Source organism: Nocardia seriolae NBRC 15557 (genome assembly GCF_007990715.1).
GTDB classification, from domain to species: Bacteria; Actinomycetota; Actinomycetes; order Mycobacteriales; family Mycobacteriaceae; genus Nocardia; species Nocardia seriolae.
The window spans coordinates 67,818-80,765 of sequence record NZ_BJWY01000011.1 but is presented as its reverse complement, the minus strand read 5'-3'; the positions used below and the strand labels follow the sequence as shown (position 1 = coordinate 80,765).

Annotated in this window: 11 protein-coding genes; 7 read left to right on the top strand and 4 right to left on the bottom strand. The window is 68.8% G+C overall.

The window, feature by feature from the left end; translation table 11 throughout:
* Both NS2_RS05805 and NS2_RS05800 read left to right on the top strand, forming a co-directional pair.
* The gene (locus tag NS2_RS05805) at positions 1-684 is read left to right on the top strand and encodes a TrmH family RNA methyltransferase (protein WP_033086301.1); all 684 of its coding nucleotides are present in this window, start codon (positions 1-3) and stop codon (positions 682-684) included.
* A 62-nt stretch (positions 685-746) separates the two neighbouring features.
* A complete protein-coding gene (locus tag NS2_RS05800) occupies positions 747-1,889 on the top strand; it encodes a glycoside hydrolase family 76 protein (protein ID WP_052086071.1) in 1,143 nt (380 codons plus the stop codon).
* Between the two features lie 10 nt (positions 1,890-1,899).
* Here NS2_RS05800 and NS2_RS05795 read toward each other — a convergent pair whose 3' ends face one another.
* Together NS2_RS05795 and NS2_RS05790 are read right to left on the bottom strand one after the other, a co-directional pair.
* Positions 1,900-2,619, bottom strand: a complete 720-nt coding sequence (locus NS2_RS05795) for a DedA family protein (protein WP_033086300.1) — start codon at positions 2,617-2,619, stop codon at positions 1,900-1,902.
* Between the two features lie 7 nt (positions 2,620-2,626).
* Positions 2,627-3,280, bottom strand: a complete 654-nt coding sequence (locus NS2_RS05790; RefSeq protein ID WP_045436369.1) for a DedA family protein — start codon at positions 3,278-3,280, stop codon at positions 2,627-2,629.
* Between the two features lie 228 nt (positions 3,281-3,508).
* On the opposite strand from NS2_RS05790, the gene fbaA reads away from it, so the two are divergent.
* The 3 genes from fbaA to NS2_RS05775 all read left to right on the top strand — a co-directional run bounded on the left by fbaA (position 3,509) and on the right by NS2_RS05775 (position 7,325).
* Complete coding sequence (gene fbaA / locus NS2_RS05785; RefSeq protein WP_033086299.1) at positions 3,509-4,546, top strand: class II fructose-bisphosphate aldolase; 1,038 nt, start codon at positions 3,509-3,511, stop codon at positions 4,544-4,546.
* Between the two features lie 90 nt (positions 4,547-4,636).
* Positions 4,637-5,755, top strand: coding sequence for a BTAD domain-containing putative transcriptional regulator (locus tag NS2_RS05780; protein ID WP_033086298.1), 1,119 nt, complete (start codon positions 4,637-4,639; stop codon positions 5,753-5,755).
* Between the two features lie 112 nt (positions 5,756-5,867).
* Positions 5,868-7,325: a glycoside hydrolase family 183 protein gene (locus NS2_RS05775; RefSeq protein WP_033086297.1), complete on the top strand. Its 1,458-nt coding sequence runs from the start codon at positions 5,868-5,870 to the stop codon at positions 7,323-7,325.
* Positions 7,326-7,528: 203 nt separating this feature from the next.
* Here NS2_RS05775 and NS2_RS05770 read toward each other — a convergent pair whose 3' ends face one another.
* Positions 7,529-8,578 (bottom strand): fused (3R)-hydroxyacyl-ACP dehydratase subunits HadA/HadB, encoded by a 1,050-nt coding sequence (locus NS2_RS05770; RefSeq protein ID WP_033086296.1) that lies wholly within the window; start codon positions 8,576-8,578, stop codon positions 7,529-7,531.
* 282 nt (positions 8,579-8,860) lie between these two features.
* Entirely contained in the window at positions 8,861-11,167 is a 2,307-nt protein-coding gene (locus NS2_RS05765; RefSeq protein ID WP_143161170.1) for an Rv0361 family membrane protein, read from the bottom strand.
* Between the two features lie 83 nt (positions 11,168-11,250).
* Here NS2_RS05765 and NS2_RS05760 point away from each other — a divergent pair, with 83 nt between their 5' ends.
* Both NS2_RS05760 and NS2_RS05755 read left to right on the top strand, forming a co-directional pair.
* The gene (locus tag NS2_RS05760) at positions 11,251-11,685 is read left to right on the top strand and encodes a DUF3151 domain-containing protein (protein ID WP_033086326.1); all 435 of its coding nucleotides are present in this window, start codon (positions 11,251-11,253) and stop codon (positions 11,683-11,685) included.
* A 58-nt stretch (positions 11,686-11,743) separates the two neighbouring features.
* Positions 11,744-12,838, top strand: a complete 1,095-nt coding sequence (locus NS2_RS05755; protein WP_033086325.1) for an FUSC family protein — start codon at positions 11,744-11,746, stop codon at positions 12,836-12,838.
* Positions 12,839-12,948: the final 110 nt, after the last annotated feature.

Sequence of the window (12,948 nt, the reverse complement as noted above, 5' to 3'; positions counted from 1 at the left end):
GTGAGTCCCGCCTCGACCTCCGACGAATCGCTCGCCCCCGGCCCGACCGAATGGGGTGAGCATCCGCACGGGGTCGGACCGTGGCGCGACGAATTCGGCACCGAGCCGCCCGCGGATCCCCGCCTGGATCCGGAACTGCTCAGCCACGGCGACCGGCGCAATGTGGTTGATGCCTACCGGTATTGGCGGCGCGAGGCCATCGTCGCCGATATCGACGCCCGCCGGCACCCCTTCCACGTGGCCATCGAGAACTTCGGGCACGACGCCAATATCGGCACGGTGGTGCGCACCGCCAATGCCTTCGCCGCGGCGGCCGTGCACATTGTCGGCCGCAAGCGCTGGAACCGCCGCGGGGCCATGGTCACCGACCGCTACCAGCACATTCGGCACCACACCGACACCGGCGAATTGCTGCGCTTCGCGGAGTCGGAAGGTCTGACCGTGGTGGCCGTGGACAATGTCCCGGGCTCGGTCCCGCTCGAAACCGCGACGTTGCCGCGCGATTGCCTGCTGCTCTTCGGTCAGGAGGGGCCCGGTGTCACCGAGGCCGCGAAAAACGGGGCGCTGCTGACCGTTTCGATCGCCCAGTTCGGCTCGACCCGCAGCATCAATGCCGGTGTCGCGGCGGGAATCGCCATGCACGCCTGGATCCGCCAGCACGCCGACCTCGGCAATGCATGGTGACGCTCGACTCTCGGTAACAAAATAGCCACGAACAGTGTTGTCCGACTGGCACCATTAGTCCCATGACATCGCGGACCGGGCGCAATATCGAGCCGACCGCTGCGCTCTGGTCGGAACGCGCCGACCTGGCGGAATCCGCGATCCTGTCCCGGCACCTACGGAAGCTGTGGGCCATCCCCGGCACCCAGCTCGGCGTGGTCGGCTGGCCCGCCACCAAGGGCGAGCGCACCTTCGCCTTCTGGCACTACTGGTGGCAAGCCCACTTGATCGACTGCGCGGTCGATGCCGCCAACCGGGCCCCCACGCCCGCTCGGCAGCGCCGCCTCTGGTCCATCGCGCACGCCGTGCGGCTGCGCAATATCACCGGCTGGACCAACAACTACTACGACGATATGGCCTGGCTGACAATCTCTCTGGAGCGCGCCGAGCGCACCCAGGGTGTCGCCGAGGTGCGCGGTGCCCTGCTCACGCTGGAGAAGGAACTGGCGGGCGGGTTCGAGCCGGAGTTCGGCGCGGTGCCGTGGCGCAAAGGGTCCGATTTCTTCAATGCCCCAGCCAACGGTCCGGTCGGTATCGCGATGGCCCGGCTGGGCCGCTACGCCCTCGCCCAGCAACTGTCCGACTTCCTCGACACCCGCCTGCGCGACCAGGACACCGGCCTCATCTTCGACGGCATCCACCTACCGTCCGGCGAGGTGGAGAAGCCGGTCTACAGCTACTGCCAGGGCGTGGCCATGGGCCTGGAAACCGAACTGGCCGTGCACACCGGCGAGCCCCGGCACGCCGAACGCGCGGTCCGGCTGGTGGACGCGGTCGAGGAGCACATGACCGTCGGCGGCGTGGTGGTCGGCGACGGCGGCGGGGACGGCGGCCTGTTCAACGGCATCCTGATCCGCTACCTGGCCCTGACCGCCCTCATGCTGCCCGGCGACGAGCCCGCCCAGGTGACCGCGCGCCGCAAGGCCGCCGCCATCGTCCGCGCCTCGGCCACCGCGGCCTGGGAACACCGCCTGGACGTGGAGGGCGAGCCGCTGTTCGGGGCGGACTGGCGGCAGCCCGCGCGGCTGCCCGGCATCGCGGGCGCGGGCGGGTTCGAGGGCGGGTCGGTCTCGTCCTCGCGCAGCCCGGAACGCGATCTGTCGGTACAGCTTTCGGGCTGGAAGCTGATGGAGGCCGCGCACACGGTCACGGCCGCCGGGCTGTAAGCCTGGTTGATCAGGCGCTGTGCCGCCGGATCACCGGGATCGGCACGGTCGCCGTCTCGTCGGCGTCCACGTCGAAATCCTCGGCGGGGCGCGCCATTTCGGCCCGGTATTGCCGGACGCCGACAATCGTGCCCAGAATCAGCCCGACCACCAGCGTGCCGATGACCGCCGGCATCAGCCACGACATGTCCTCGAGGAAGCTGCCCGCGTAGTAGCTGGCCAGCAGGATCACCGGGGCCCAGAGCACCGCGCCGATGGTGGAGGCGATTGTGTACTTGCGGTGGTCCATCCCGGCCGCGCCCGCGACCAGCGGGCACAGCGTGCGCACCCAGGGAATCCAGCGGGCCACCAGCACCGCCAGGAAGCCGTGGTTGTGCAGCATCTCCGAGACCCGCGTGAGATTGCGGGTGTTGATGTACTTGCCGTTCTTGCGGGCCACGATGTGATGACCGGTGCGCGTGCCGAACACGTACCCGACCTGGTTGCCCGCGATGGCCGCGATCATGGTGCCGATCGACAGCGCCCAGATGTGGCCCTCGCCGCCCGCCTGCGAGGCCATGACGACGCCCGCGGTGATGAGCATGGAGTCACCGGGCAGGAACAGGCCGATGATGAGCGCGCACTCCAGGAAGACGAAGGTGAGCACGATCGTCCAGACGAGCACCGGCCCCGCTGTTTCGAGCGGACCGAACCCGCCGGAGGCGAGAGTGGTTAGCGGGCTGGTGGACACCGATGGCTCAGCGGTTCGACTCGTTCGTCGAGGTGGCCAGCTCGGCCTTCTCCGGCTGCTGGCCGCGGTGCAGCAGGTTCTTCGCGACCGCGATGATGCCCGGGAGAACGGACACGAACACGATCAGCAGGAAGATCGCCTCGACGTTCTTGCGAATGAACTCGACATTGCCCAGGAAGTAGCCGAGCACCGTCACACCGCCGCCCCACAGCACCGCGCCGATGATGTCGACGGTGGCGAACTTGCGGTAGTCCATCTTTGAGACACCGGCCAGCACCGGCATGAACGTGCGCACGATGGGCACGAAGCGAGCCAGCACGATGGTCTTGGGGCCGTATTTCTCGAAGAAGGCGTGCGTCTCGGTGATGTAGTGCTGCTTGAAGAAGCGCGTGTCTTCCTTCTTGAACAGCGCTGGGCCGATTGATCGTCCGATCCAATAGCCGCTCTGATCGCCGAGCCAGGCCACGAACGCGGTCGCGGGCACCAGCCACCAGATGTTCATTCCGGCCGGGGGATGCGCCGAGGCCGCCAGCAGACCGCCAGTGAACAACAGAGAGTCGCCGGGGAGGATCGGGAACAGCAGACCGGTCTCGATGAAGACGATCGCCAAGATCGCCGGGAGCACCGCGTGTGAGAGCCACGTCTCCGTGAGGAGGTGCATGGGGTCCAAGATCGCGGGCAGCGCGGCATTGGTCGTCACGGCATCGGATACGGCCAGCAAGGTCACGGCCACCACAGTACCGGTACCGCAGACATCACACCGAACGTCGATGCAACCTCACAAACTTGTGAGGTATGTGAGGGCATCGGGCCGGAGAAAAAGCCGCTGTCCTATGGTGTGGGCTGACAGAATTTGTCGTACGCAGCACACACCCAACGGAGGTTCCCAGTGCCCATCGCGACTCCGGAGATCTACGCCGAGATGATTGCTCGGGCCAAGCAGAACTCCTTCGCGTTCCCCGCCATCAACTGCACGTCCTCGGAGACGATCAACGCGGCGATCAAGGGCTTCGCGGACGCCGGTTCCGACGGCATCATCCAGTTCTCCACCGGCGGTGCGGAATTCGGTTCCGGCCTGGGTGTGAAGGACATGGTGACCGGCGCGGTCGCGCTGGCCGAGTTCGCGAATGTGGTTGCCGCGCGCTACGACGTGACCATCGCGCTGCACACCGACCACTGCCCCAAGGACAAGCTGGACGCCTTCGTGCGCCCGCTGCTCGCCATTTCGGCCGAGCGCGTCCGCAACGGCGGCCTGCCGCTGTTCCAGTCGCACATGTGGGACGGCTCCGCGATTCCGATCGACGAGAACCTCGAGATCGCCAAGGAACTGCTGAAGCAGGCGCACGCGGCCAACATCATCCTCGAGGTCGAGATCGGCGTCGTCGGCGGTGAAGAGGACGGCGTCGAGGCCGAGATCAACGAGAAGCTCTACACCTCCCCCGAGGACTTCGAGAAGACCATCGACGCGCTGGGCGCGGGCGAGAACGGCAAGTACCTGCTGGCCGCCACCTTCGGCAATGTGCACGGCGTCTACAAGCCGGGCAATGTCGTGCTCAAGCCCGAGGTGCTGGCCGAGGGCCAGCGCGTGGCCGCCGCCAAGCTGGGCCTGGGTTCGGACGCGCAGCCGTTCGACTTCGTCTTCCACGGCGGTTCGGGTTCGCTGAAGTCGGAGATCGAGGACTCGCTGCGCTTCGGTGTGGTGAAGATGAACGTCGACACCGACACCCAGTACGCCTTCACTCGCCCGGTGGCCGGCCACATGTTCGGCAACTACGACGGCGTCCTCAAGATCGACGGCGAGGTCGGCAACAAGAAGGTCTACGACCCGCGCAGCTACCTCAAGAAGGCCGAGACCTCGATGGCCGCGCGCGTCGTCGAAGCCTGCAACGACCTGAACTCGGCGGGACGTTCGATCAGCGCCAAGTAAGCTCAACGGTCGGGATTCCGCTGAAACCGGCGGAATCCCGGGCAATTTACGAGCGGCGGGCGCGCCGCGGTCTCTATCGAGGCAGGTGGCATGACTGTCGATGTACGGGTCCTGGGCCCCGTGCAGTTGCTGGTCGCCGGGCGGTCCGTACCGGTCGGCGGCCCCAAACCCCGTGCGCTGCTGGCGGCGTTGACCGTGAACCGGCGGCGGGCGGTGTCCTCCCAGGCGCTGGCCGACATCGTCTGGAACGACGACCCGCCGGACTCCTACCAGGCCAGTCTGCAGGTGTTCGTCTCGAACATTCGCAAGACCCTGCGCACCGCCGGGGTCGACCCGGTGGCGCTGCTGCGCACCGAATCCTCCGGCTACCGGCTGGAAATCGAGGACGACGAGTGCGATCTCGGGCGCTTCGAGACGCTGCGCCGGGAAGGCTCGGAAGCGGCATCGCTCGGCGATCCGACCGCCGCGTCGCGGCTCTACGGCGAGGCGCTGGCCGAGTGGAGCGGTAGGGCCCTCGACGATCTGTCCGGGCTGGGTTTCGCGGAGAGCTTCGCGACCGCCATGGACGAGGAGCGGCTGCTGGTCGCCTCCGCCCGCATCGACTCCGAAATCGCGCTGGGCCGAGCCTCTTCCGTGGTGGGCGAGCTGGTGTCGATGACCGGCGCGCATCCGCTGCGGGAACCGCTGTGGGCACAGCTCATCACCGCCCTCTACCTGTCCGGCCGCCAGGCCGACGCGCTCGACGCCTGCCGCCGGGTGCGCACGGTGCTCGCCGACGAGCTCGGTATCGACCCGGGGCCCTCGCTCATCGCACTGGAGCAGAAGGTGCTGCGCCAGGAACCATTGAGCACCGGGCAGATTCACGAGGTCGAGCGGATGGCCAAGGCCATGACCGAGACCGTCACCGAGATGCCGCGCGCGGTGCGCGCCGGGCAGCTGCGGATGGTCGACGGGCGGGTGATCCCGATCGGGGCCAAGGGCATGAAGATCGGCCGCATGACCGACAACGATCTGGTGCTCGACGATCCCAAGGCCAGCCGATACCACGCGCAGATCACGCCCAGCCGGGCCGGGCTGCTGATCAAGGACCTGCATTCGGCGAACGGGATCTACATCAACGAGGAGGCCATCGAATCGGCCGCCATCCTGGCCGACGGGGACGCCATCCGGATCGGGACCACCGTGCTCACCTTTCAGGCGCTGCGCTGAACCTGTCTCGATTTGATCGAGATCGGGTGAGTACCGGTGATTCGCCCGCGCCCGGGGGTAGGGTCTCTGCCCGGACGTGTCCGGAAAGCCCGATTGTCGAGAGGTTGAGTGCATGGCCAAGCGGCTGGTCGCAGCTGCGGGTGCGGTGATCTTCGGAGCGGGTGTGATCGTCGGCATGGACCGCGTGGCGGTGGCGGACCCCGCTGCGGCGCAGGCACTTCCGGGCACCGGACCGTGCTCGGCCGACGCCAAGCCGGAGCACGAGGCGCTGGTGCCCAAGACCCTCGAGGTGCCCGTGGTCTATCCGGTGGTCACCGTCGATCCGGGGGCGCCCGTCGAGAACCTGAAGCGCGTGAAGATGGAACTGCCCGCCGATCCGTGCGTCAATCCGTGCCCGGATCTCACCGATCAACCGGCCGCGCCGCCCGACCTGGCCCAGCAACTCGGCCTGCCCCGGCGGATCGTGCGCCCGCAACCGTTCAATTTCGCACTGCCCAACCCGAATCCGCCCGCGCTGCCGCCCGGCCCCGATCCCGCGCACCCGCCGGTCGAGGCCGCCGCGCAGACATCCGCCCGGACCGCGCCGCGGGTCTCCGACGTACGCGAGGTCGCCAAGCTGACCGGCGCGAACTCGGTCAACCGCACCGACAAGCGCTGGCAGGTGCAGGGCACCGACCTGGGCATCATGTGGGAGAGCGGGCCCGACGAGATCGCCATCGCCTTCGGCGACACCGTCGGCCGCGACTTCCATCCGCCGGGCGGCATGGGTGAGGACTGGCGGTCCAACCTGCTGGCCTTCAGCAAGAACCGGGACCTGGCCAACGGCGTCGTCTTCGACCATATGGTCACCGACGACCGTTGCCACGCAACGGAACTGCTGAGCAGCCGCAAGATGGACAATATCGAGATCACCACCATTCCGACCTCGGGTTTCGCCATCGGTGAGCGGCAGTACATGAGCTATATGTCGATCCGCACCTGGAACTCCATCCCGGGCACCTGGTACACCAACTACGGCGGCATCGCCTACTCCGACGACCACGGCGAGCACTGGATCAAGGATCCGTACGCCAAGTGGGAGAACATCTTCGGCGTCTCCAACTGCCAGGTGGCGGCCATGGTGCCGCAGGGCGACTGGGTGTACATGTTCGGCATCCCCAACACCCGCCTGGGCGGGGTGGGGCTGGCCCGGGTGCCCCGAGACCAGGTGCTCAACCCGACCGCCTACCAGTACTGGCAGACCGACGCCTGGGTGCCCGCCATCAATGGATTGGTCACCGCCACACCGGTTGTGGACGCCCCCGCCGCCGAGCTCTCGGTCCGCTACGACGCGAGCCGCAAGCTCTGGCAGATGAGCTACCTGGACACCGCCAAGGCGGCCCTGGTGGTGCGGGAATCGGATTCACCCCAGGGCGCATGGTCCGACAGCGCGGTCACGGTCAGCGCCCTCCAATTCCCGGAGCTCTACGGCGGTTTCATCCACCCGTGTTCCACCGGCGACGACATGTACTTCACCATGTCCACCTGGAGCGACTACAACGTCTACCTGATGCACGCCACCGTGAATTGACCTCCGAAACCGAAAACCCCCGGTCGTTCCCCAGCCGCGACAACTGATTTCGCTGCGGCCGGGGTAACTACGGGGGGACGGCCAAAATTGGTGCGGCACTCGACCGCCGGCACGCGTGGGGGACGGTCCGCGGCTCTCAGCTGTGCGCTGAAGATCCGGGGAGGCGGAATTGAATGTGCGGCCCGCTCTTCGGTTTCGGGGTCTCAGCTCAGGCGGACTTCGGCGATGGCGCGGCCGAAGAGCTTCTTGCCTTCGGAGGTCGCGCCCAGAACCACGGTGGCAGCGCCGGTCTCGGCATCCACCGACTTCACCTTGCCGGTGAACTCGACGATGGTCGGGGCGGTGGGCTCGACCGGGACGTAGCCGGAGAAGCGGACGCTGAACTTGCCCAGCGCAGACGGGTCGCCCAGCCAGTCGATCAGGTAGGCGGCGGTCAGGCCCATGGTGAACATGCCGTGCGCGACCACGGTCGGCAGGCCGACCAGGGTGGCGGCGGCGTCGCTGAAGTGGATCGGGTTCGGGTCGCCGGAGACGCCCGCGTAGTTGACCAGATCGCCGCGGGTGACCGGCACCTTGGCGGCGGGCAGCTCGGCGCCCGCGGTCAGCGCGGTGGCGACGGGGACGGTGTGGACCGGCAGCGGCGCGGCGGGCGCGGCAGGCTCGATGACCTCTTCGGGGTCGAGCAGGACCAGACCGGTCGGGTCGGCAGTGGATTCGCCGGGCTCGGCGACGTGACCGTGCATGACCACGCCGGAGACCGTCTCGATCGCGGACGGATCGATCTCGACACCCTTGCGGGCCACGATGGTGGTGGTCGAGACCAGCACCGGCAGCAGATCGGCGTCGGTCATGGTGACCTTGACGTTGATGAAGTCGTTGTCGCCGAACGAGCGGATGCTCTCGACCACCACGTCCACGCCCAGGCGGTCCTCGGCCAGGATCGGGCGGTAGTACTCGAAGACCTGGTCGGTGTGCAGGGTCTGCGACATGTCGTACTCGGTGAGCACGGTGCCGATCAGGGAGCGGGTGGTGGCCGCGCCGATGACGGACGCGAAGGTCGGCGAGGCGAGCAGACCGCCGTAGCCGAGCTCGACGGCGGCGTCCTCGCGGTGGTGGGCGGGGTGGTCGTTGCGCACGGCGCGCGCGAACTCGCGGATCTTCTCGCGGCCGACGTCGTAGTGATCACGGACACGGAAGTGTCGTCCGACCAGTTCGGCCGCGGTGGCTTCAGTCGTCTCTGCCGTTACCGACATGGTGTTCAGCTCCCTGCAAATCGAAACCCGGTGGGCCCGCACCACTTCTGCCGGACATTGCTTCGGGCTGTGAAGACAATGTCCTGGACGGTGTACAACCGTTGAAGTGCCGGAATGCCGAAAAGGCTGGCCCAGACAATCCGTGACACCTTACTGGCGTCCCGGACTGATGACCAGGTGTTTGTGACGTTCATCGCGGCAGGGACCGCGAATGCGTCAGTGTCTGATTTGCGACGTCGTGGAGGCTGTTCGTGCGGGCCTCGGTGGCTGTTCGCGCGGGCTTCAGTGCCCGTTCTGCGGATCACACACCTTCCACGCGCCACCCTCGTTGCGCAGATCAAAGGTGCGCGCGGAAGTCTTCGACGGATCCGCCGCGGTGAACACCGTCGCCTGCGCCAGCGCGGTATCGCCGGTCACCTGAATGGCATCGATGCTCTTCACCTGCGGAATGCTCTTCTGCTCCTTGGAAGTCCGGTACACGCCGTTGAACTGGTCCGCCGAGATCTTCTGATAGAACTCGTGCTGCGTCCCGCAGGTCACCGCGCGCAGCGTATCCAGATTCCCGCTGTTCAGCGCGTCCGTGTACGCCGTGATCGTCTTCTGCACCAAGGCTTCCGGCGAATTGTCGGTGTTGTGCTTCTGCACCCCGAACACCACGGCGACGATCGCGACCACTGCCACCACGGCCGCCGCCGCGATGATCCACACCTTCTTGTTCGACCCACCGGCGGCCTTCGCCTCCCCGTCGGCCGCCGCCGGAACCCGCTGCGGCTGTGCCAACGGCCGCGACCCATCGACCGGAACATCCTGCACCACAGCCTGTCCCGGCCCACCCGGCGCGGAACCCTGTGCGGCGCCGGGTGCCTGCGCATTCGGCCCCTGCGGCCCGCGCGGCCCCTGCTGTACCAGCGGCGCTCCCTGTCCGTGCGGTGCGCCCGGCCCCTGCGGTGCGCCCGGCCCCTGCGGGGGCCGCGGTCCCTTCGGCCCCTGCGGAGGCGCACCCGCCCCGACCCGCTGCGGCGACGCGATCCGCGGCCCGCCGATCGGCTGCCCCGGCGTGGTCGGCTGCATATCCGCGGGCGACGGCGCACTCGCCGGTCGCCGCGGCCCCATCGGCGGCCGGGGCGGCGCGGGCCGAGTCTCCTCGACCGGCGCATCCTGCACCGGCGCATTCCCCTTCGGCCCCACATTCCGAGGCCCCACATTTCCCCGAGGCGTCTGCGGCGGCTTACCGACCGCCCGCCCCTGCGGCCCCGAAACCCGAATCTTCTCGGTCCCGGCCTCGCCGCCATCCTCCGCCGCGGCATCCCCCGACGGAACCTTCTTGATCACAACGGTTTTCACGTCTCCACCGGACGCATCGCCGGAATCCCCGGCGTCATCGGCCGCTCGGCCCGCAGCGGCATCGCCGTCCGGCCGTGCCGAATCCTCTTGCCCGCTGCCCTTGCCGGCGGCCGTCGTGTCGCCGGAGCCGACATCACCGCGCGGCGCTTCCGCCATCCCCTCGGTCGGCACATCCTGCGGCGCGGGCTCACCCTGCGCGGCGGCCTTGCCCGAACCGTCCTGCGCGCCAGTCTTTCCGGCCACCGCCGCGGCACCGCCCGCAGCCTGACCCGGTCGCTGAATCTTGATCATCTGCGTGGTCGCGTCGGCCCCGGCCTGCGCTTCGGCCTCCGGCTGATCGCCTTCCGCACCACCGTCGGCCTTCTTACCGCCGTCCGGCCGCTGGATCGGAATGAACTGGGTGGGCGCGTCCGCCGCCGCGGCTGCGACACCCGGTCCCTGCTCACCGCCGGTGTCCTTACCCTCTGCGGCCGGTCGCTGAATCGGGATCATCTGGGTCGGCGCGTCATCGGCCGGAGACGATGCCCCGGGGCCACGCCCGCCGACAGCCGACGGCTGCTGCGCCGCACCGGTCGGCCGTCCGCTGCCCGCATTCTGCGAGCCCTGATCTCCGGCCGATCCGGGACCCGTGGACCCACCGGCCGGCTGCGAACCGCCGACGGCCCCGGCCTGTCCACCCGACCCGGATTGCCCTGCCGCGGGGGATTTTCCACGGGTCGTGCTCTGCGGCGCGGACGAATCCTGGCCGACCACAGCTCCACCGGCGGGCCCGGTCACGGTGGACTGTCCGCCCGGAGGAGTCTGCTGGGCTGACCCGCTCGGGGCCGGACGGTCGGATCCCGGGGCGCGGTTCGGGGTCGAGCCGGGGGCCTGGGGCTGGCCGGTCGGGGTGTGCTGGGGCGCGAATGCGCCCGATCCCTGGCGGGCGGCGGCCGGGGGCTGAGCACCCGGCGCACCCTGCGGTCCGGCGGCAGGGGGCTGGACGCGGGCCGCGCCGGACGCCTTCGGGGATTCGTAGTGAATGGTGGCGAAACCGGTCGGTCCGGACTTGGTGGCGGATTTGGCTGCGCCGGTGCTGATCTCCTCGGTGCGGGAATTGGCGGAGGGGATCACCTCGGTGGCGGCCGTCGGTGCGGCATCGGCCGGGTTGGCGGGGGTTGCCGGGCTGGCGGGGGTGTCGGCGTCCGGACGGGCTGCCGGGGTGGCATCGCCCTGCGGCTGCTGGTCGTCTTTCGGGTCGGACACGCGCTGCACCCCTCGCTTCGGCGGAACTGTGATTCGACGGTCAGCCTACTGAGCAATTCGGGCGGCGGTGCAGAATGATCGGCATGACCTCCTTCGGTGATCTGCTCGGACCGCAGCCGGTCCTCCTTCCGGAAAACATCGAGGCGGAGGACGCGCTGCTGCAGAACCAGGACCCGGTGCAGGTCGCCGCGGCGCATCCGACGGCCTCCATCGCGTGGGCGACGCTCGCGGAAGCCGCGCTGGAACGGGGCGGCGACGAGGTCGATCACGACGTCATCGCCGCCTACGCGTTCGCCCGCACCGGCTACCACCGCGGCCTGGACCTGTTGCGCCGCAACGGCTGGAAGGGCTTCGGCCCGGTGCCGTGGAGCCACGAACCGAACCAGGGTTTCCTGCGCAGTGTCGGCGCGCTGGCGAAGGCCGCCCGCGCCATCGGCGAGACCGACGAGTACGCGCGCTGCCTCGACCTGCTCGAGGACTGCGACCCGCGCGCCGCGGCCGAGCTCGGCCTCGACTGAATTGAGCAGCGGCCTAGGCGAAACCATCGACGCTGCCCGGGAGAGCAGCGTGACCCGCATGCGCCGGGCCGCCGGGCGCGTCCGGTCCTCCATCCTGCCGATCGCCCAGTGCGCGATCGGCGCGGGCCTGGCCTGGTTCATCGCGCACCAGGTGGTCGGGCACGAGCACCCGTTCTTCGCGCCCATGGCCGCCATGATCTCCATCGGCGTGTCCTTCGGTGCGCGGCTGCGCCGTTCGATCGAGTTGATCGTCGGCGTGGCGGTCGGCATCGGCATCGGCGATCTGTTCGTCACCCATGTCGGCACCGGCACCTGGCAGATCGTGCTGCTGGTGGTCCTGGCCATGTGCACGGCCGTCTTCCTGGACGGCGGCCCGGTCATCACCATGCAGGCGGCCAGTTCCGCGGTGCTGGTGGCCACGCTCTATCCGCCCGGCAACGGCGGCGCGGCGCTGCGCATGATCGACGCGCTGGTGGGCGGACTGGTCGGCATCGTCGTGGTGGCCGCGATTCCGATACACCCGGTGCGACGCGCCCGCGAACAGGCCGCCGGAATTCTCGAAGTCATGGGCAAGGGCCTCACCGAATGCGCGGACGGCCTGCTCGAGCACGATGCCGAGAAGATCAAGCAGGCGCTGGAGGCCGCGCGCGGCACCCAGGGCGCCATCGATTCCCTGCGCAATACCCTCGAGGGCAGCCGCGAGATCATTCGAATCTCCCCGCTGTACTGGAACTCTCGCGCCCGCCTGCAACGCCTGCGCGAGGCCGCCGACCCCCTCGACAATGCCATCCGCAACACCCGCGTGCTGCTGCGCCGCGCCCTCACCTCGGTCCGCGACGACGAGGTGATCGATCCCCGCCTCATCGTGGAGGTCGAGAAGCTGGGCCAGGCCGTGGACGTGGTGCGCCGCATGATGCTCGCCGACCCGGACGAGAAACCCGATCCCGCCGAGGCCACCCGCATCCTGCGCCGCGTCGGCAAGGGCGCGACCAAGGATCTGGTGGACGGCGCGGGACTGTCGGCGCACGTGTTGTTCGCGCAATTGCGATCCATCGTGGTCGATCTCATGCAGGTGTGCGGCATGCGCCGGCTCTCGGCCATGGCGCTGCTCCCGCCCACCGTACCGAATCCCTATGTGACGCCGATCGATTGACCCGATCTGCGGGCCGATCCGGGCCGTCTGCGGGTACCTGCTCTTGATCTTCGGGTAGTCCGGTACTCGTGTCGAAGCACGTGCGCCCCTCTACCGTTCGTATCAGGCCG

Coding starts and splice junctions, on each gene's coding strand:
- NS2_RS05760 (WP_033086326.1), top strand. CDS start 11,251: ATGACCTCCTTCGGTGATCTGCTCGGACCGCAGCCGGTCCTCCTTCCG.
- NS2_RS05780 (WP_033086298.1), top strand. CDS start 4,637: ATGACTGTCGATGTACGGGTCCTGGGCCCCGTGCAGTTGCTGGTCGCC.
- NS2_RS05770 (WP_033086296.1), bottom strand. CDS start 8,578: ATGTCGGTAACGGCAGAGACGACTGAAGCCACCGCGGCCGAACTGGTC.
- NS2_RS05800 (WP_052086071.1), top strand. CDS start 747: ATGACATCGCGGACCGGGCGCAATATCGAGCCGACCGCTGCGCTCTGG.
- NS2_RS05790 (WP_045436369.1), bottom strand. CDS start 3,280: ATGCACCTCCTCACGGAGACGTGGCTCTCACACGCGGTGCTCCCGGCG.
- NS2_RS05755 (WP_033086325.1), top strand. CDS start 11,744: ATGCGCCGGGCCGCCGGGCGCGTCCGGTCCTCCATCCTGCCGATCGCC.
- NS2_RS05775 (WP_033086297.1), top strand. CDS start 5,868: ATGGCCAAGCGGCTGGTCGCAGCTGCGGGTGCGGTGATCTTCGGAGCG.